Source organism: Simplicispira piscis (assembly GCF_054783455.1).
In genome coordinates this window covers 138,179-157,499 of record NZ_BAAGQN010000018.1, presented here as the reverse complement: position 1 = coordinate 157,499, position 19,321 = coordinate 138,179, and the positions used below count along the sequence as shown (strand labels likewise).

The following is a 19,321-nucleotide window of genomic DNA, read 5'->3' as shown; positions in this document are numbered from 1 at the left end:
GGCTTGTGCTGCAGCGGGGCGCGGACCGGCGGGCGCCAGGGCCTCGGCCTTTTCCATGTTGGCTGCGTAATCGCTGCCCGGGCAGAAGACGATGGCGTCCTCACCGGTGGCGGCAATCACCTGGAACTCTTCGCTCAGATCGCCGCCAATGGCGCCGCTGTCGGCCGCCACCGCACGGTACGTCAAACCAAAGCGGTCAAAAATGCGCCGGTAAGCCTGTGCCATGACTTGGTAGCTGGCCTTGGCCGCCACCTGATCGCGGTCAAAGCTATAAGCGTCCTTCATGGTGAACTCACGTCCACGCATCAGGCCAAAGCGGGGGCGGCGTTCGTCGCGGAACTTGGTCTGGATCTGGTAGAAATTCTTGGGCAGCTGCTTGTAGCTGCGCAGTTCCTGGCGCGCAATGTCAGTGACCACTTCCTCACTGGTGGGCTGGACGACATAGTCACGGCCATGGCGGTCCTTGATGCGCAGAAGCTCTGGGCCCATGCTCTCAAAACGCCCCGTTTCCTGCCACAGCTCGGCCGGTTGCACCACCGGCATGGTCAGCTCCACGGCACCGGCGCGGGTCATCTCCTCCCGTACGATGGCCTCGACTTTCTGGATCACCCGCAAACCCATGGGCATGTAGCTGTAGACCCCGGCACCGAGCTTCTTGATCAACCCCGCGCGCGTCATGAGTTGGTGGCTGACCACTTCGGCATCGGCCGGCGCTTCTTTGAGGGTGGAGATAAAGAACTGGGAGGCTTTCATCGGGCAATTTCAGGCGGTTGGGGCTGGTCCCCTTGCTGCAGGCAAGGTGCCGTGCATAATGGACACAGTTTAAAAATTTGGGGTTCGATTATGCTTGACCGGGACGGCTTTCGGCCGAACGTCGGCATCATCCTGCTCAACCAGAGAAACCAGGTGTTCTGGGGCAAGCGCATACGCACCCACAGCTGGCAGTTTCCGCAAGGCGGCATAGACCGCGGCGAATCGCCTGAACAGGCGATGTTCCGGGAACTCCACGAAGAAGTAGGCTTGCACCCCAACCACGTTCGCGTGGTTGCCCGAACCCGGGATTGGTTGCGCTATGAGGTGCCTGACCGGTACATCCGCCGCGACGCGCGCGGACACTACAAGGGCCAGAAACAAATCTGGTATCTGTTACAACTGATGGGGCACGATTGGGACCTGAACCTGCGTGCCACCAATCACCCCGAGTTCGACGCTTGGCGTTGGAACGACTACTGGGTTCCGCTTGACGTGGTGGTGGAATTTAAACGGGGTGTCTATGAAATGGCACTGACCGAACTTGCCCGGTTCTTGCCACGCCATGAACAGCGCAATCGCTACTTGCGCAGTGGCATGCGTGCGCGTGAACACGAGTTGTCTGGAGGCGGCATGCACCGCACCGGTGGTTTACTGCTGCATCCCGGTGTGGAGTTGCCGCCTGGCGCCAGCTTTGACCCCGATCCTCAATCGGCCAGCCGTTCGCCCGTCGAATCATCTGCTGATCCTGCACCACACTCGCCCTCGGCGCCGCAATAGGGATGGTTCGCCCTGCAAGCAACAGCAGGGCGAAAAACGGGAGTGGTTCGCGGGCTTGCGCAACAATGGAAGCCCCGCAGTTTTTGAGGCTCCGCACGCACCTACCGTCCCGTGTATGGAGCAGTACGGCAATGCAGGGCTACGCCCCAGTCGTCAGCACCATGTTGTCACGGTGTACCATTTCCGCTTCAGCCGTATAGCCCAGCAACCGCTCAAACTCGGACGATGGCTTGCGGCACAGCAGGCGAGCCTCGGCGCTGGAATAGTTGGCCAACCCCCGCGCAAGCTCTACGCCAGCAGGGTCGCGCACCGCAATCACATCACCACGTGAAAAATCACCCTCGATCCCGGTCATGCCAATAGGCAGCAAGCTTTTACCTTCACCGCGCAGCTTGGCAGCAGCGCCAGCATCCACAGTAACGGCTCCACGCAATTGCAGGTGGTCGGCCATCCACTGCTTGCGGGCCTGCTGCTTGGCAGTCTGTGCCACCAGCAGCGTGCCAATGGCTTCGCCCTGAGTCAGCCGCAGGAGCACATCGGGTTCACGACCCCAGGCGATCACGGTGGATGCTCCGGAACCAGCAGCGCGCCGCGCCGCCAGAATTTTGGTCAACATACCCCCACGTCCAATGCTGGAGCCAGCGCCCCCCGCCATGGCCTCCAACGCAGGATCACCCGCACGGGCTTCGTGCACAAACTGGGCTTGCGGGTCATGTCGCGGATCGGCAGTGTACAAACCCTTCTGGTCTGTAAGGATGACAAGCGCATCGGCTTCCACCAGATTGGCCACCAGCGCGCCGAGCGTATCGTTGTCACCAAACTTGATTTCGTCATTGACGACAGTATCGTTCTCGTTGATCACGGGCACGACGCCCAGAGTCAGCAAGGTCAACAAGGTCGAGCGCGCATTCAAATAGCGCTCCCGATCAGCCAGGTCTGCATGTGTCAGCAGCACCTGTGCACTGCCTGCGCCGTTTTCGCGCAGCTTGGTCTCGTACATCTGCGCCAGGCCCATCTGCCCAACAGCGGCGGCGGCCTGCAACTCATGCACCTCGCGGGGGCGCACGGCCCAGCCCAGGCGCTTCATGCCTTCGGCGATGGCGCCACTGGAGACCATGATGACCTCGCGCCGCCCCCCGCCCTCGCCGCGCACCAGGGCCGCCAGTTGGCGGCTCCACTCGCCAATAGCGACCTCGTCCAGCCCACGGCCTTCGTTGGTGACCAGGCTGGACCCCACCTTGACCACGATGCGGCGCGCGTCACGCAATACGGTTGAACTATTTGTTTGATCCATTAAGGCCTCAGCGCCCATCAATAAAGCGGATACAGCTATCAATATCGCAGCAAATAACTGCGTCAGGCAGGCGCATCACCGGCAAAGCGGGGATCCACCTCGACCACAGGGGCCTGCTCCGCCAGGTGTTGAGCCTGGACATGGCGGAAAACCGCATGGATCAATGGCTCACACCCTTCACGCGTCAGTGCCGAAATTTCGAAAACAGGCCCCTTCCAGCGCAGACGCTTGACAAAATCAGCCACACGCGCAGCCCGCTCTTCGGTCGGCACCATGTCCAGCTTATTCAGCACCAACCAACGGGGCTTCTTGTACAAACCCGTATCGTATTTTTTGAGTTCCCCCACGATGGCCTTGGCTTGTGCGACGGGATCGATGCTGTCGTCAAACGGCGCCATATCGATGATGTGCAGCAACAGGCGGGTGCGTTGCAGGTGGCGCAGGAACTGGTGTCCCAGGCCTGCCCCTTCGGAAGCACCTTCGATCAATCCGGGAATATCGGCGACCACAAAACTCTGCTCAGGCCCCACACGCACAACACCCAAATTGGGATGCAAAGTGGTGAAAGGGTAGTCTGCAATCTTCGGTCGGGCATTGGAAATCGCCGCGATCAGGGTCGATTTACCCGCGTTGGGCATGCCCAGCAAACCCACGTCAGCCAACACTTTCAGTTCAAGCTTGAGGCTTTTCTTCTCCCCAGGCCAACCCGGTGTCTTTTGCCGAGGTGCGCGGTTGATGGCGCTCTTGAACCGCATGTTGCCAAAACCGCCATCGCCGCCTTTGGCGATGGTGATGACCTCACCAGGCGTGAGCAACTCGTACAGAACCTCGCCGGTTTCAGCGTCGCTGATGATGGTTCCCACGGGCATCTTCAGCGTGATATCGCTCCCCGCTGCGCCGAACATGTCCGATCCCATGCCATGCTCGCCACGCTTGGCTTCGTGGCGACGCGAGTAGCGGAAATCCACCAATGTGTTCAGATTGGGGTCGGCTACTGCGAACACATGCCCGCCGCTTCCACCGTCACCGCCATTGGGCCCGCCGAATTCCTTGTATTTCTCATGCCGGAACGACACGCAACCATTGCCGCCGTCACCGGCAGAAATGTCTATGTAGGCTTCGTCGACGAATTTCATGGGGGTTCCAATTTACAAAACAGCAGCCTGCATACGCCAGGCGCCAGCCCCAATAGTAAGGGCGAGGATCCTGTGGGCGCCAGGCTCAGCGGTCTGTGTGCCATTTCAGTCTCTTCACTTACCCGTACGGAAAAAACGAAGCCCCGGCATTGCGGGGCTTGTTGTATTTCACGATCCATTCGGGATCACGCCGGGGCGCTGAAGCAGCAAATATGCTTCAGGCTGCAGATGTCACGTTGACCGTGTGCTTCGACATTGCGCCCTTGACCGCAAACGACACATGGCCGTCTACCAAGGCAAACAGCGTGTGGTCTTTGCCCACGCCGACGTTGAGGCCGGGGTGAAACTTGGTACCGCGCTGACGCACGATGATGGAGCCCGCGCTGATCAGCTCACCGCCGAACGCTTTCACACCGAGCATTTTGGGCTTGGAATCGCGCCCGTTTCGCGTAGAGCCGCCGCCTTTTTTCTGTGCCATGACTTAAGCTCCTTCTTTAACCGGCGATGTCGCCGATTTGCAGTTCGGTGAACTGCTGCCGGTGACCTTGGCGTTTTTGATAGTGCTTGCGACGGCGCATCTTGAAGATGTGCACTTTGTCGTGTTTGCCGTGTGCCACAACGGTGGCTTTCACAGTTGCGCCGGACACCAGGGGCGTACCAACCTTCAGTTCAGCGCCGTTGCCGACAGCCAGAACCTGGTCGATGACGATTTCCTGGCCTACGTCCGCAGCAATCTGTTCTACTTTAATTTTTTCGCCGGAAGCAACGCGATACTGCTTGCCGCCGGTTTTTATGACCGCGTACATGTTGACCTCTTCGTACTCTAGTACTTGCGTACCTTGAAGAAACTTCCATGGAAGGATTTCCACAGAGCCAGGGATTATAGCACTGCCAGATGCACCCCCTTGCCCCCTGCTTGTGGCAGCCGCACGTCCCATGCAACGAGGGTGGCGCGCTTCCTATAATCCACAGCATTGCTTGCGACCACCATCTTGACTGCCACCACCCCCCCGCCCGTTTCCGCCCCCTCTCCTCTTGCGCTTATTGCCAACGACATGCGCGAGGTGGATCTGGTGATCGCCCACCGACTGGCCTCTGACGTTCCGCTGGTCGGCCAGATATCCCAATACATCATTGCAGCCGGTGGGAAACGCCTGCGCCCTGCTTTGCTGCTTCTGGTGTGTGGCGCCCTGGCCTACAAAAATCCCCAGCGCTTTAACCTGGCCGCCGTGGTCGAATTCATCCACACCGCAACCTTGCTGCACGATGATGTGGTCGACGCCTCCACACTGCGTCGCGGACATGCCACAGCAAATGAAACTTTTGGTAACCCCGCCAGCGTCCTGGTGGGAGATTTTCTCTACTCGCGGGCTTTCCAAATGATGGTGGACGCAGGGCAAATGAGGATCATGCAGATTCTTGCAGACGCGACCAATGTCATCGCCGAGGGCGAAGTCATGCAATTGATCAATATGCACGACGCCTCACTGAACGAGGCCGGATACCTGCAGGTAATCCGCTCCAAGACGGCCAAACTGTTTGAGGCCAGCGCCCGCCTGGCCGCCGTTCTTGCAGGCAGCGATGTCGTTATCGAGGAAGCCTGCGCAACTTACGGTCAAGCCCTGGGCACCGCCTTCCAGATCATTGACGACGTGCTCGATTACGATGGAGACGCCACCGAAATGGGGAAAAACCTGGGTGATGACCTGCGCGAAGGCAAGGCAACGCTCCCCTTGATTGCAGCCATGCAGCGCGGCTCTACAGCCGATGCAAGCACCGTGCGGCACGCCATTGAAAACGGCAGCACCGAACAACTCGACGCCATCCTGAATATCGTCCGTAGCACGGGCGCTCTCGATATTGCACGGGACGCAGCCGCCGCAGAAGCACGCCGCGCCATTGCCGCAGCGAAGCACCTTCCAGCCAATGAATACAGCGCCGGATTGATACAATTAGCCGCTCAGCTACTAGGGCGCCGCACCTGATTCTCAGGAGCAGAGGGCTCAGCCTATCGGGGTGTAGCTTAGCCAGGTAGAGCGCTACGTTCGGGACGTAGAGGCCGGAGGTTCGAATCCTCTCACCCCGACCATATCCCAATATCCAGCTGCATCCAGCAAAACGCCTCGTCGATTTTCGCTGTGATTTACAGCCTTGCGGCGATCAGCGATGATAGGATGGTTCATATAACTTTCCTCCTATCCATCGGTTACATGGCTGCAGTCGACTCCGCCCAGAAAGATTCCGCTTCGATTTCCCTTCCAGGTTTGGGCAGGGCATTGATTTCTGCGGGCAAGCTGACTCCTAAAGCCGCCGAAGACATTTACAAGAAGTCGCAGGCCAGCCGCACAAGCTTCATTGCCGAGGTCACAAGCACCGGCGGCGTCTCGGCCGCAGACTTGGCCCACACGGTTTCTGCTGTTTTTGGCGCGCCACTGCTGGATCTGAATGCCATCGACCCCTTGCGTCTGCCCAAGGATTTGCTTGATGCCAAGATTTGCCAAGCGTATCGCGTACTGGTTCTCAGCAAACGCAACAACCGGTTGATCGTCGCGACAGCAGACCCCACGGACCAGGAGGCGGCAGAAAAAATCAAGTTCACGACCCAGATGGGTGTGGACTGGATCATTGCCGAATACGACAAGTTATCCAAACTGGTGGATGCCAACACAAAATCCGTTGGCGAAAGCATGGACGCTTTCAATACCAGTGGTGATTTTGAATTTGACGATGTCCCCATCGAAGAATCCACCGAATCTGCAGACACCGGCGCTGGGGATGTCGAAGATGCACCCATCGTCAAGTTCCTGCACAAGATGCTGCTTGACGCCTTCAATATGCGCGCGTCTGACTTGCATTTCGAGCCTTACGAGCACCACTACCGGGTCCGCTTCCGCATCGATGGAGAATTGCGCGAAATCGCATCGCCGCCGATTGCCATCAAGGACAAGCTGGCCTCTCGTATCAAGGTCATCTCTCGCTTGGACATCTCTGAAAAACGGGTGCCACAAGACGGCCGCATGAAGCTCAAAGTGGGGCCTGACCGGGTGATCGACTTTCGCGTCAGCACCTTGCCGACTTTGTTCGGCGAGAAGATCGTGATCCGTATTCTCGACCCCAGCAGCGCCAAGATGGGTATCGACGCCCTCGGCTACGACGCCGTGGAAAAAGAGCGCCTGCTCAAAGCTATCGAACGTCCTTACGGCATGATTCTGGTGACCGGACCCACGGGCTCCGGGAAAACGGTGTCCCTGTATACGTGCTTGAACCTGCTGAACAAGCCGGGGGTCAATATCGCAACAGCGGAAGACCCATCTGAAATCAACCTTCCTGGCGTCAACCAGGTCAACGTGAACGACAAGGCTGGACTGACCTTTGCCGTGGCCCTTAAATCCTTCCTGCGCCAGGATCCTGACATCATCATGGTGGGGGAAATCCGCGATCTGGAAACAGCCGACATCTCCATCAAAGCCGCCCAGACCGGCCACTTGGTGCTCTCGACACTGCACACCAACGATGCGCCCACAACGTTGACGCGGATGCGCAACATGGGCATTGCCCCCTTCAATATTGCTTCCAGCGTAATTCTGATCACAGCCCAGCGACTGGCACGACGCTTATGCCCCCAGTGCAAGGCACCTGCAGACATCCCCCACGAAGCACTGATCGAGGCAGGCTACGCAGAAGAAGACATCGATGGCTCCTGGGTACCCTACAAACCTGTGGGCTGCTCTGCCTGTAATAACGGCTACAAGGGGCGCGTAGGCATCTACCAGGTCATGCCCATCACCGAAGACATCCAACGCATTATTTTGCGCGATGGCAGCGCACTGGACATCGCAGAGCAAGCACGGAGTGAGGGCGTGCGCTCGCTGCGCGAGTCCGGGCTGCACAAGGCGCGCCAGGGCCTGACTTCACTCGAGGAAGTCCTGGCCGTCACCAACCTATAAGAACTATCAGACAAGGAAGCGCAATGGCAACCGCTGCATCACGGAGCATCAAGGATTTTGTCTTTGAATGGGAGGGCAAGGACCGCAACGGAAAAATCGTTCGCGGTGAAATCCGCGCATCGGGGGAAAACCAGGTGCAGGCCACCTTGCGCCGACAGGGCGTTTTCCCCACAAAGATCAAGAAGCGCCGCATGCGCTCGGGCAAGAAAATAAAGCCCAAGGACATCGCATTGTTCACGCGGCAGATGGCGACCATGATGAAAGCAGGCGTGCCCCTGCTGCAGGCCTTTGACATCGTAGGGCGCGGAAACACGAACCCCAGCGTGGGCAAGTTGCTCAACGAGATCCGCGGAGATGTGGAAACCGGCACCTCGCTCAACGGGGCATTCCGCAAATACCCAATGTATTTCGATAGCCTGTATTGCAATCTGGTCGAAGCTGGCGAAGCCGCCGGTATCCTGGAAGCTCTGCTGGATCGGCTAGCGCTTTACATGGAAAAGACGGAGGCGATCAAATCCAAGATCCGGTCTGCGTTGATGTATCCCATTTCGGTTGTTATCGTGGCATTTGTCGTGGTGACTGTGATCATGATTTTCGTGATCCCGGCCTTCAAGGAGGTATTCACTTCCTTTGGTGCCGACCTGCCTGCCCCCACCTTGGTCGTGATGGGCATCAGCGAGGTTTTCGTCAAATGGTGGTGGCTGATCTTTGGAGTGCTCGGTGGTGGTTTCTACTTCTTCATGCAAGCGTGGAAACGCAACGAGAAGATGCAGATGTTCATGGACCGGTTGTTACTGCGCATCCCGATCTTTGGCGACCTGATCAACAAATCTGCCGTCGCACGGTGGACCCGCACACTCTCCACCATGTTCGCCGCTGGCGTTCCGCTGGTTGAAGCACTAGATTCCGTTGGAGGTGCCGCCGGCAATTCGGTCTACGCCATGGCAACCGACAAGATCCAGCAGGAAGTGTCCACCGGCACCAGCTTGACTGCCGCCATGAGCAATGCCAATGTATTCCCTTCTATGGTGATACAGATGTGTGCCATTGGTGAAGAATCTGGCTCCATTGACCACATGCTGGGCAAGGCGGCTGACTTCTACGAGGCCGAAGTCGACGAAATGGTAGCCGGGCTCTCGAGCTTGATGGAACCCATCATCATTGTGTTCCTCGGCACCCTGATCGGCGGTATTGTGGTGTCGATGTACCTGCCGATCTTCAAGCTGGGCCAGGTCGTCTGATGCTGCTGGCACCGTGGTCGGATGCCGCGCTGGCGAGCATCCTGGGTTTGCTGGTGGGCAGCTTCCTGAATGTCGTGATCTACCGCATTCCCAAAATGATGGAGCGCCAATGGGCCGCTGAATGCGCTGACTATGCGGCAACGACTGCTGGTCACCAAGCCCCCGCGGCAACGCAGCCAGAGGTTTTCAACCTGTCCCGGCCACGCTCTCGCTGCCAGGCTTGCGGGCACCAGTTGCGCTGGTACGAAAACATTCCGGTGCTCAGCTACATATTCCTGCGAGGCCGCTGCTCCTCGTGCGGAGTCGGCATCAGTGCCCGCTATCCGATGGTCGAGCTCTTCACGGCAGGGTTGTTCTTCTTCTGCGTGCAGCACTGGGGCGCCACACCGGCCGGACTGGCATGGTGTTTCTTTTCCGCCATGCTGGTCGCCCTGGCCTTCATCGACTGGGATACCACCCTGTTGCCCGACGATCTGACCTTGCCGCTGTTATGGGCAGGCCTGCTGGCGTCAGCCCTGCAATGGATCGAGGTGCCTCTTTTCAGTGCAGTGATGGGCGCAGTTGCCGGCTACCTCTCACTCTGGCTGGTCTACTGGGGTTTTAAACTGGCCACGGGCAAGGAAGGTATGGGTTATGGCGATTTCAAGCTGTTCGCCGCGTTGGGTGCCTGGTTTGGCTGGCAGGCGCTCGTCCCGCTGATCCTGATGGCCTCCGTGGTGGGGGCCATCATCGGTATCGCACTCAAAATTGCCAGCAGCCTGCGCGAAGGGGGCTATGTTCCTTTTGGCCCCTTTCTGGCCGGTGCGGGTTTTCTCGGTATGGTTTTTGGCCCTCAGGCCATTCTGGACAACCTGCTAAAGACCCTGGGCCTGTGAACCGCGCGCCAACTTCCTCTGTACGGATAGGACTGACCGGCGGTATTGGCAGCGGGAAAAGTACGGTAGCCCGTATCCTGGTCAACCGCGGAGCAATTCTCCTGGATGCGGACCAGATCGCCCGAGAGATGACCCAGCCTGGCGGTCTGGCCATGCCGTCGATTGTTCAAACCTTTGGATCCGAATACATGGATGCCAGTGGGGCCCTGGACCGTGCACGCATGCGTAACCTCGCTTTTTCCAGGCCTGAGTCGCGCAAACAACTCGAAGCTATTCTCCACCCCCTGGTTGCCCAATGCACTGAAAGCCGTGCCTGCGCTGCAGAAGCAGCGGGGCGGCGCCTGCTGGTATTTGACATCCCCTTACTGGTGGAATCAGGGCACTGGCCACGCCAGCTCGATGCAGTGGTGGTGGTTGATTGCCGAACCGAGACACAAATCGACCGCGTCATGGCGCGCAATGCCCTTGACCGAAAAACCATTGAAGGCATCATTGCTGCGCAGTCCAGCCGGGCTGTCCGGCGCCGGGCAGCCGATGCAGTCCTCTACAACGACCAATTGTCCCTGGAAGCACTGCAATCCCAGGTGGATGCACTCGCCACACGGTTCGGGCTATGATGAGCGCCCAGGAAGCAGCCCGCAGAACATGCTCGCGATCCCCATGAAAAAAACGTCCCCCCCTATGCCACCATACCTCGGTAGGCCATGGCTGCGCGGCGCAATCCCGACAAGCCCCCTTCGTCCTTCAGGGCGGCCCCCCACCCGGAACCTGGCAGCGTGATTCTTTACGAATACCCCTTCAACGAACGCATTCGCACCTATCTGCGACTGGAACTGCTGTTCCGGCGGCTGGGCGAACTCATCGCTCGCACCGAGGCACTGGACCACCACTTTGCCTTGACCACCATCTTCGAGATCATGGACGTCGCCGCCCGTGCTGATCTGAAATCGGATGTGCTCAAAGACATTGAAAAACAGAAACATCAGCTGGACGGCTACCGTGGCAACCCTGCCATCTCGGAAGCAGCGCTGGACGGCATCGTAGCCCAACTCGACCACTGTTTCACCCGCCTGAACACCCAGACCGGCAAGACAGGCCAGCCCTTGACGGAAAACGACTGGCTCATGGCCATCCGCAGCCGGGCCGGTATTCCGGGGGGCACCTGTGGTTTTGACCTGCCTAGCTACGCTGCCTGGCAGCACCGCCCCGCAAAGGAGCGACAGCAAGCACTCGAAGGCTGGGTCAGCACGCTGGCTCCGTTGGCAGAATCCATTTTTCTGCTGCTCAAGCTTCTGCGCGACACAGGCGTCGCCCAAAAGGTGGCTGCCGAACGGGGGCAACTGCAACAAAACCTGCCCCAGGGCCGCACCTTTCAGTTGCTGCGCCTGCGCATTGACCCCGCACTGGGATTAGTCCCCGAGATCAGCGGTAACCGGCTTATGGTTTCAGTGCGCCTGATGCAGCAGCAAGCTGATGGGCATTTGCTGGCCAACACGGAAGACGCCGTTTTTGAACTGACTCTGTGCGCCTGAGGACGCTGTGGAACCATGTCACCCCAGCCACCCACTGATTCTTCATTCGCTCGCCAGGTGGCCTGTCCCGCCTGTCGCGGCCCCAGCCTCTATAGCCCACAAAACCCCTGGCGCCCTTTCTGCAGTGAGCGTTGCAAGCAGATGGATCTGGGCGCCTGGGCAAGTGAAGGGTTTCGTGTCCCTGCCGAGGCACCTCCCGACGAGGCGCCCTTTGGTGATCCGCGAACGAGTATTGAGTGAAATACGGCTCTAACGCTTACTCAGCAAGCGTTAGCAGCTATTTTTTTAATAGTATTTCAGGATCGAACGGTACACCACGCTCCTGGGCCAGCCAGTCCAGCACAGGCACGGCGCCCGGCAATACCGGGCGCACCACAGGGGGCCAAGCTTGCCAGGACATGGCCTGGCCTTCGCGCATCTCCAAGTCGCCCGTCCATTCCCACACCTTGCACCAGTGCAGCCGCACGAGCGCGTGAGGATAATCGTGTTCCGTCACTTTCCAGACCTGCGCCGGGCCGATGGTGACGCCAAGCTCTTCGATCAGTTCACGGCGTAGCGCCTGCTCGACGGTCTCGCCCGCTTCGATCTTGCCGCCCGGAAACTCCCAGTAACCGGCATAGGCCTTACCGGGCGGCCGGGTGGTGAGCAGCAAAGCGCCATCACGGCGCAACAGGATGCCCACCGCCACTTCAGTGTGCGTGCGCGGTGCGGGGGACGTGGCGGCTTCAGCCACCGTGGCGCCCTGCATAGTCGCGGGCAAACTGGTAGGCCACGCGGCCGCTGCGCGAACCACGCTCCAATGCCCAGACCAGCGCTTCGGGGCGCGCTGCCTCAATAGAGGCAGCAGACACTCCCAACGACGCCAGCCACTGCGCGGTGATGGCCAGGTATTCGTCCTGGCTGAAAGGGTAAAAGCTCACCCACAGACCAAAACGCTCCGAGAGAGAAATTTTCTCCTCCACCCCTTCTCCCGGATGGATTTCACCATCATCGGTATGCGTGTAGCTGAGGTTCTCCCGCATGTATTCGGGCAGCAGATGGCGGCGGTTGCTGGTCGCGTAGATCAGCACATTGGGCGTGGCAGCCGCTACCGAGCCATCCAGAATGGACTTGAGTGCCTTGTAGCCCGGCTCACCGTCTTCGAAGCTCAGGTCATCACAGAAGACAATGAATTTTTCGGGCCGCCCGGCCACTACTTCCACGATGTCCGGCAAGTCGGTGAGATCGGCTTTGTCCACCTCGATCAGTCGCAGCCCCTGCGGTGCATAGGCATTCAGACAGGCCTTGATGAGCGAGGATTTCCCCGTGCCACGCGCACCGGTCAGCAGCACATTGTTGGCCGCGCGCCCTTCGACAAACTGCCGCGTGTTGCGCTCGATCTTTTCCTTCTGACCGTCGATTTCCTTCAAGTCCGCCAACTGCATCGCAGCCACATGGCGCACAGGCTCCAGCGTGCCGTGGCCACTGCTGCGCTTGCGGTAACGCCAGGCGATAGCCCCCAGCCAGTCGGGCGCGCACAAGGGCTGCGGCAACACGGACTCGATGCGTGCGATGAGTTGCTCTGCACGCATCATCAGATGGTCAAATTTATCGTTCATTTCGGCACCAAGAGCTTACACATCAAGCGCTAACAGCTAGCAATTCAGGAGCGATAATCCGCATTGATGGTGACATAGTCATGGCTCAGATCGCAGGTCCACACCGTCTCTGCAGCATCACCACGTCCCAGCACAACGCGCACCGTGATTTCGCTCTGCTGCATGACGCGCTGTCCGTCTTCTTCTCGGTACTCCGGGTTGCGCCCGCCTTTCACCGCCACATGTACATCGTCAAGGTACAAGTCGATGCCGGTCTGGTCCAGGTCATCGATACCGGCATAACCCACGGCGGCCAGGATGCGGCCCAGGTTCGGGTCGCTGGCGAAGAAGGCCGTCTTGACCAGCGGCGAATGCGCAATCGCGTAGGCCACCTTGCGGCATTCCTCGCCCGTCTTGCCTCCCTCGATGCGGATCGTAATGAACTTGGTGGCACCCTCACCGTCCCGCACGATGGCCTGCGCCAGTTGCTGCGCAATGTGCAACATGGCCGCCTTGAGCGTCCGGCCCTCGGGACTTTCCAGTGAGTTGATGAGCGCATTGCCCGCCTGGTGCGTGGCGACGACCATGAAGCAGTCGTTGGTCGAGGTATCGCCATCGATGGTGATGCGGTTGAACGACTGATCGGCAAGCTCACGCGCCAGTTGCTGCACCAGGGCGGGTGCCACACAGGCGTCGGTTGCCAGAAAACCCAGCATGGTGGCCATGTTCGGGCGGATCATGCCAGCGCCCTTGCTGATCCCCGTGACCGACACCGTGGCGCCGCCCAGTTGCACCTGGGTGCTGAACGCCTTGGCCACCGTATCGGTGGTCATGATGCCTTCGGCCGCACGGCCCCAATGGTCGGGGCGCGCATCGGCAAGAGCAGCAGGCAGCCCAGCCGTAATGCGGTCAACTGGCAGGGGCTCCATGATGACGCCAGTGGAGAACGGCAGCACTTGCGTGGAGGCGACACCCAGCTGCGCGGCCAGTGCATCGCAGGTGGAGCGGGCACGCTGCAGCCCATCCTGGCCGGTACCGGCATTGGCGTTGCCGGTGTTGACCACCAGGGCACGAATGCCTTGGCCCTGGTGCAACGCCAGGGATTCACGGCACACCTGCACGGGCGCTGCGCAAAAACGGTTCTGCGTGAACACGCCGCCGACAGTCGCCCCTTCATCGAGCAGAAAGACCGTAAGATCCTTGCGGTGGGCCTTGCGCACGCCCGCTTCGGCGACGCCAATGCGCACCCCGGCGACCGGGTGCAGGTCCGAGGGAACGGGAGCGGAGAGATGAACGGGCATGGTGTTTCCTTCCAAAAACTCGGCCGATGATACGCAGTCACCGTGCCACCGAAATGAAAACACGGGCCGAAGCCCGTGTCAGATGCGAAAGCAGGTTCAGGCGAGCTTGCCGTGGCACTGCTTGTATTTCTTGCCGCTTCCACAAGGGCAAGGATCGTTGCGACCCACGCGGCCACCGGCTGCCACTTTTTGCTGCACGCTCAGTGTTCTTTCATCCACCGTGGTTTCCACCTCGCCGGTTTCCGTCGGCGCGGTGTAGGTCACATTGGCAATGTTCTCAGCCCGTTGCTCCATGTCTTCGGCCACTTGGTCCAGTTGGTCAGGCGACTGCACCTGCACCGTCATCAAGATCTTTGTGACCTCGTTCTTCACCATATCGAGCAGTTGGCGGAACAGTTCAAAGGCTTCGCGCTTGTATTCCTGCTTGGGCTGCTTTTGTGCATACCCGCGCAGGTGGATGCCCTGGCGCAGGTAGTCCAGCGCGCTCAGGTGATCACGCCAGTTGGAGTCGAAAGTCTGCAACAACACTACACGCTCGAACTGGGTGAAATTCTCCTGGCCCACCAGTTGCACCTTCGCCTCGAAGGTGTCATGGGCGGCCTGAACGACCTTCTCCAGAATTTCATCGTCGGTGACGGAGCTGGACCCTTCCACCAGCGACTGCAACGCCATCGGGATCTGCCACTCTTCGGCCAGCACCTTTTCAAGCGCCGGGAGATTCCATTGCTCCTCGACCGATTCCGCAGGAACATGTTCACGCACAATGTCGCTGAAGCAGTCCTCGCGCATGGCAGCGATCACGTCGGACAGATCGGCGGCATCAAGAATGTCATTGCGCTGCTGGTAAATCACCTTGCGCTGGTCGTTGGCCACGTCGTCGTATTCAAGCAGCTGCTTGCGCACATCAAAGTTACGCGCTTCGACCTTGCGCTGCGCCGATTCGATGCTGCGCGTGACGATGCCGGCCTCGATGGCTTCTCCATCGGGCATCTTGAGCCGATCCATGATGGCCTTGACACGGTCACCCGCGAAGATGCGCATCAGCGAATCGTCCAGGCTCAGGTAAAAGCGCGAGGAGCCAGGGTCACCCTGGCGGCCCGAACGGCCGCGCAACTGGTTATCGATACGGCGTGACTCATGGCGCTCAGTGGCAATGATGCGCAGGCCGCCCAGTTCTTTGACCTTGTCATGCTCGACCGACCAGTCGGCGCGCGTCTGGGCAATGCGCGACTGCTTCGTGCTCTCATCCAGGGTTTCATCGGCCTCAATGGCAGCGATGTCCTTCTCGATATTGCCGCCCAGCACAATGTCCGTTCCGCGGCCTGCCATGTTGGTAGCAATGGTGATCATGCCGGCGCGCCCGGCCTGGGCCACGATGTCGGCCTCGCGGGCGTGCTGCTTGGCGTTGAGTACCTGGTGCGGCAAGCCCACCTTGTTCAACAGCTCATCGATGATCTCGGAGTTCTCGATCGAGGTGGTACCCACCAACACGGGCTGCCCGCGCTCGTGGCACTCGCGGATGTCCTTGATGGCCGCTTCATACTTTTCGCGCGTCGTCTTGTACACGCGGTCGAGCTGGTCGTCGCGCTTGCTCGGGCGGTTGGGCGGAATCACCATGGTTTCCAGGCCGTAGATTTCCTGGAATTCATAGGCCTCGGTATCGGCCGTTCCCGTCATCCCCGAGAGCTTGTTGTAGAGGCGGAAATAGTTCTGGAAGGTGATCGAGGCCATCGTCTGGTTCTCGGCCTGGATTTGCACGCCTTCCTTGGCTTCGACGGCCTGGTGCAGTCCTTCGCTCCAGCGGCGCCCCGCCATCAGGCGGCCAGTGAATTCGTCAACGATGACGATCTCGCCCTCTTGCACCACATAGTGCTGGTCCCGGTTATAGAGGTGGTTGGCGCGCAGCGCAGCATACAGGTGGTGCATCAACGTGATGTTGGCCGGATCGTAGAGCGAGGCGCCCTCCGGAATCAGGCCGTTGGCTGCCAGCACACGCTCGGCTGTCTCGTGGCCCTGCTCGGTCAGGAACACCTGGTGCGTCTTTTCGTCCACCGTGAAGTCACCAGGCTTGGTGACGCCTTCACCCGTACGCGGATCGGCCTCACCTTCCTGGCGCACCAGCAAGGGAACAATTTTGTTCATCGCCAGATAGGTCGCTGTGTGGTCTTCGGCCTGGCCACTGATGATGAGCGGAGTGCGCGCCTCGTCGATCAGGATGGAGTCCACTTCATCGACGATGGCAAAGTTCAGCTTGCGCTGCACGCGGTCATTTGCCTCGTAGACCATGTTGTCGCGCAGATAGTCGAACCCGTACTCGTTGTTCGTGCCGTAGGTGATGTCGGCGTTGTAGGCGGCCTGCTTTTCCTCGCGTGGCATATTGGGCAGGTTGATACCCACCGTCAGCCCGAGAAAGTTGTACAGACGCCCCATCCACTTGGCGTCGCGGCCTGCCAAATAGTCGTTCACCGTCACCACGTGCACACCGTCGCCGGACAGGGCATTGAGGTACACCGGCAGGGTTGCCGTCAGTGTCTTGCCCTCGCCTGTGCGCATTTCAGCGATCTTGCCGTAGTGCAATCCCATGCCGCCGAGAAGCTGCACATCGAAATGGCGCATCTTCATGACGCGCTTGGAACCTTCGCGCACCACCGCAAACGCTTCGGGCAGCAGCGCATCGAGCGATTCGCCAGCGGCTACGCGGTCCTTGAATTCCTGTGTCTTGGCACGCAGTGCATCATCGCTCAGCGCCTCGTACTCGGGCTCCTTTGCATTGATGATGGCCACCGTCTTGCGGTACTGCTTGAGAAGCCGGTCATTGCGGCTGCCGAAAATTTTAGTGAGAAAGTTGGTGGCCATGCGAACAGGTTCGCCCTGCGCGCCAGTGCACGCCGAACGACCAGAATCCTGTGAAGTAGTGAGTTCAGTTGGGGCCTGCGCCTGCTAATACAAGCGGTCCGCCGTTACCGGCAGGCTCTGGCCCCCAAAAAGCGATTTTACCTGCCTGCAGACAGCACGGGCTCAGCAGCACCTTGCAATGCGACCTGCGCGCCGGGGGCTCCTCCTGCCAAGAGGAATTTCTGGGGGTTCTGCGGCACGCCCTGCACCAGCACCTCGAAATGAAGATGCGGCCCGGTCGAGCGCCCTGTGGTCCCCACCTCGGCAATCTTCTGGCCACGGCGCACCAGGTCGCCGCGCTGGACCAGTACCTTGGATGTATGGGCGTAGCGGGTGACCAATTGGTTGCCATGGTCCAGCTCGACCATGTTGCCAAAGGCTGGATGGAACTCCTGGGTGATGACCACGCCGCCCGCAGCAGCAACGATATCCGACCCGGTAGGGGCCGGAAAGTCGAGCCCTGCATGCAATGCGGACTTCCCCGTGAAGGGATCGATGCGAAAACCAAACGTGGAACCAGCCGCCGTGCCCGGCACGGGGAGCTCGGTGGGAGCCATGTATTTGCTGATGCGCTGGTCAAACAAGCGCGACTCCAGCACCGTCATCAGGTCGATGCGCTGGCCCGCCACCTGTTCCAGCTCGGCAAGGCTGGCCTCCAGTTCCTGCACCGTGAGAGAGCGCGCCGACAGCAAGGCCCCACCCATGCCCGGCAATCGCGCCTTGTCGGCTGGAGGCGTAATGCCTGCGAGTCCTGAGACACGGTCCCCCAACGATTCGAGCTCCACCATGCGCGCCTGCATTTCGCCCAGCTTGCGGGCAATGGCATCCAGGTTGTGTCGCATGAAGCGGTCACGCTGCTCGAATTCATCTTGCACCACCAGCCGCACCAGCGATCCGACCACGGGCCAGCCTTCCCGCGCGCCTTTGAGAAACACCAGATGGTAGAGAAGAGCCGCCACGCACATCAGCACCAGAGACGCCGCCAGGGCTGCTGCCACCAGCCGCCCCCCGGTCAACTGGAGCGTCCTGCTGCGGGTCAGCCGCGAGTCCATGATAATCAACTGCATTCTTGATTTCCTGTATTTCCCAAGCCCCCATGAACCGCCGCCACCACGCCGTCACCCTGCAACAAGCTGCAGACGAAGCGCCCATGCTGGCGAAACTGACAGCGCTATCGCGGGAATCGAGCGAACGGCTTCGGGCGGTGGAATCCTTGATTCCGCCTGCACTGCGCCCGGCGCTGCAGGCCGGCCCCATTGAGGGCCAGACCTGGTGCCTGGTGGTGCGAAACAACGCAGCAGCGGCCAAACTGCGCCAGTTGCTGCCTGCCATGCAGGCCCATCTGCGCAGCAAGGGGTGGGAGGTTAACGTGATTCGCCTGAAAATTCAAACCGGAACGTCTTGAATACAAGGGAAAACCCCTGGTTTCAGGACCCATTCAATCCCGGCCGCGCAGCGTTCGGCTGAGCAGAATGACCGGAACCAAGCCCACCAGCACCAGCGCCAGCGAGGGCAAGGCCGCCTCGCCCAAGCGTTCGTCACGGGCCAATTGATAGGCCACCACAGCCAGCGTGTCGCTGTTGAAGGGGCGCAGCACCATGGTGGCAGGCAACTCTTTCATCACATCCACAAAAACCAGCAGGGCCGCTGCGGCAGTCGAGCGACGCAACAGGGGCCAGTGGACACCGACCAGAAGGCGGCCACTGCGCGCGCCCAGCATGCGCGCCGAATCGTCCAGACTGCCCGGGATACGGGCATAGCCGCTTTGCACCGACTGCAGCGCCACTGCGCAAAACCGCACCAGGTAGGCCCAGACAATGCCCACCGCGGTGGTGGTCACCAGCGCCCCCACCCCCCAGCCCGGAACCAACTCTTGCAACCAACCCACAGGCAGTAACAGGCCCACCACAATGACGGCACCCGGCACCGCATAACCCACACTGGCAAGCCGCACCACACCGCGCGTCAATACATCAGGACGGCGGCGTACCGC

20 protein-coding genes and 1 tRNA gene are annotated in these 19,321 nt (G+C 60.0%); 10 read left to right on the top strand and 11 right to left on the bottom strand.

Features of this window, described 5'->3' with window-relative positions:
- The coding region (gene proS, locus ACYVOC_RS14240; RefSeq protein WP_461162234.1) for a proline--tRNA ligase at positions 1-753 on the bottom strand (753 nt) is incomplete at its 3' end.
- Positions 754-843: 90 nt separating this feature from the next.
- Between proS and ACYVOC_RS14235 the strand changes: the two genes are divergently transcribed.
- Entirely contained in the window at positions 844-1,530 is a 687-nt protein-coding gene (locus ACYVOC_RS14235; protein WP_461162233.1) for an RNA pyrophosphohydrolase, read from the top strand.
- Between the two features lie 139 nt (positions 1,531-1,669).
- Here the strand turns inward: ACYVOC_RS14235 and proB are convergent, their stop codons facing one another.
- The 4 genes from proB to rplU all read right to left on the bottom strand — a co-directional run bounded on the left by proB (position 1,670) and on the right by rplU (position 4,766).
- On the bottom strand, positions 1,670-2,824 hold the full coding sequence (proB, locus tag ACYVOC_RS14230) for a glutamate 5-kinase (RefSeq protein WP_461162232.1): 1,155 nt from the start codon (positions 2,822-2,824) through the stop codon (positions 1,670-1,672).
- Positions 2,825-2,886: 62 nt separating this feature from the next.
- A complete protein-coding gene (gene cgtA / locus ACYVOC_RS14225; RefSeq protein WP_461162231.1) occupies positions 2,887-3,960 on the bottom strand; it encodes an Obg family GTPase CgtA in 1,074 nt (357 codons plus the stop codon).
- 217 nt (positions 3,961-4,177) lie between these two features.
- Positions 4,178-4,438 carry a 50S ribosomal protein L27 gene (gene rpmA / locus ACYVOC_RS14220; RefSeq protein ID WP_116003039.1) on the bottom strand — a complete coding sequence of 87 codons (261 nt, stop codon included), beginning with the start codon at positions 4,436-4,438 and terminating at the stop codon, positions 4,178-4,180.
- 16 nt (positions 4,439-4,454) lie between these two features.
- A complete protein-coding gene (gene rplU / locus ACYVOC_RS14215) occupies positions 4,455-4,766 on the bottom strand; it encodes a 50S ribosomal protein L21 (RefSeq protein ID WP_116003038.1) in 312 nt (103 codons plus the stop codon).
- A gap of 249 nt (positions 4,767-5,015) precedes the next feature.
- Between rplU and ACYVOC_RS14210 the strand changes: the two genes are divergently transcribed.
- The 8 genes from ACYVOC_RS14210 (at position 5,016) to ACYVOC_RS14175 (ending at position 11,795) form a co-directional block, all read left to right on the top strand.
- A complete protein-coding gene (locus ACYVOC_RS14210; RefSeq protein WP_116003037.1) occupies positions 5,016-5,945 on the top strand; it encodes a polyprenyl synthetase family protein in 930 nt (309 codons plus the stop codon).
- A 27-nt stretch (positions 5,946-5,972) separates the two neighbouring features.
- Positions 5,973-6,049, top strand: a tRNA-Pro gene (locus ACYVOC_RS14205).
- A 121-nt stretch (positions 6,050-6,170) separates the two neighbouring features.
- On the top strand, positions 6,171-7,907 hold the full coding sequence (pilB, locus tag ACYVOC_RS14200; protein ID WP_461162230.1) for a type IV-A pilus assembly ATPase PilB: 1,737 nt from the start codon (positions 6,171-6,173) through the stop codon (positions 7,905-7,907).
- Positions 7,908-7,930: 23 nt separating this feature from the next.
- Positions 7,931-9,148, top strand: a complete 1,218-nt coding sequence (locus ACYVOC_RS14195) for a type II secretion system F family protein (protein ID WP_461162229.1) — start codon at positions 7,931-7,933, stop codon at positions 9,146-9,148.
- On the top strand, positions 9,148-10,023 hold the full coding sequence (locus ACYVOC_RS14190) for a prepilin peptidase (RefSeq protein WP_461162228.1): 876 nt from the start codon (positions 9,148-9,150) through the stop codon (positions 10,021-10,023). Before ACYVOC_RS14195 ends, ACYVOC_RS14190 begins: the two co-directional genes overlap by 1 nt.
- Positions 10,020-10,640 (top strand): dephospho-CoA kinase, encoded by a 621-nt coding sequence (gene coaE / locus ACYVOC_RS14185; protein WP_461162227.1) that lies wholly within the window; start codon positions 10,020-10,022, stop codon positions 10,638-10,640. The genes ACYVOC_RS14190 and coaE overlap by 4 nt, the downstream gene beginning before the upstream one ends.
- A gap of 159 nt (positions 10,641-10,799) precedes the next feature.
- On the top strand, positions 10,800-11,555 hold the full coding sequence (zapD, locus tag ACYVOC_RS14180; protein ID WP_116005914.1) for a cell division protein ZapD: 756 nt from the start codon (positions 10,800-10,802) through the stop codon (positions 11,553-11,555).
- A gap of 15 nt (positions 11,556-11,570) precedes the next feature.
- The gene (locus tag ACYVOC_RS14175; protein ID WP_461162226.1) at positions 11,571-11,795 is read left to right on the top strand and encodes a DNA gyrase inhibitor YacG; all 225 of its coding nucleotides are present in this window, start codon (positions 11,571-11,573) and stop codon (positions 11,793-11,795) included.
- Positions 11,796-11,832: 37 nt separating this feature from the next.
- Here the strand turns inward: ACYVOC_RS14175 and ACYVOC_RS14170 are convergent, their stop codons facing one another.
- The 5 genes from ACYVOC_RS14170 to ACYVOC_RS14150 all read right to left on the bottom strand — a co-directional run bounded on the left by ACYVOC_RS14170 (position 11,833) and on the right by ACYVOC_RS14150 (position 18,395).
- Positions 11,833-12,303, bottom strand: coding sequence for an NUDIX domain-containing protein (locus ACYVOC_RS14170; RefSeq protein WP_116003031.1), 471 nt, complete (start codon positions 12,301-12,303; stop codon positions 11,833-11,835).
- Entirely contained in the window at positions 12,281-13,153 is an 873-nt protein-coding gene (locus ACYVOC_RS14165; protein WP_461162225.1) for an ATP-binding protein, read from the bottom strand. The genes ACYVOC_RS14170 and ACYVOC_RS14165 overlap by 23 nt, the downstream gene beginning before the upstream one ends.
- Before the next feature lie 44 nt (positions 13,154-13,197).
- Positions 13,198-14,433 carry a bifunctional glutamate N-acetyltransferase/amino-acid acetyltransferase ArgJ gene (gene argJ, locus ACYVOC_RS14160; protein ID WP_461162224.1) on the bottom strand — a complete coding sequence of 412 codons (1,236 nt, stop codon included), beginning with the start codon at positions 14,431-14,433 and terminating at the stop codon, positions 13,198-13,200.
- A 96-nt stretch (positions 14,434-14,529) separates the two neighbouring features.
- Positions 14,530-17,289: a preprotein translocase subunit SecA gene (gene secA, locus ACYVOC_RS14155; RefSeq protein ID WP_116003028.1), complete on the bottom strand. Its 2,760-nt coding sequence runs from the start codon at positions 17,287-17,289 to the stop codon at positions 14,530-14,532.
- A gap of 137 nt (positions 17,290-17,426) precedes the next feature.
- Positions 17,427-18,395: a M23 family metallopeptidase gene (locus tag ACYVOC_RS14150; protein WP_461162223.1), complete on the bottom strand. Its 969-nt coding sequence runs from the start codon at positions 18,393-18,395 to the stop codon at positions 17,427-17,429.
- Between the two features lie 29 nt (positions 18,396-18,424).
- Between ACYVOC_RS14150 and ACYVOC_RS14145 the strand changes: the two genes are divergently transcribed.
- The gene (locus tag ACYVOC_RS14145) at positions 18,425-18,733 is read left to right on the top strand and encodes a DciA family protein (RefSeq protein ID WP_116003026.1); all 309 of its coding nucleotides are present in this window, start codon (positions 18,425-18,427) and stop codon (positions 18,731-18,733) included.
- 33 nt (positions 18,734-18,766) lie between these two features.
- Here ACYVOC_RS14145 and ACYVOC_RS14140 read toward each other — a convergent pair.
- Positions 18,767-19,321, bottom strand: a 555-nt coding sequence (locus ACYVOC_RS14140) for an ABC transporter permease (protein WP_461162222.1), incomplete at its 5' end; no start/stop codon positions are given.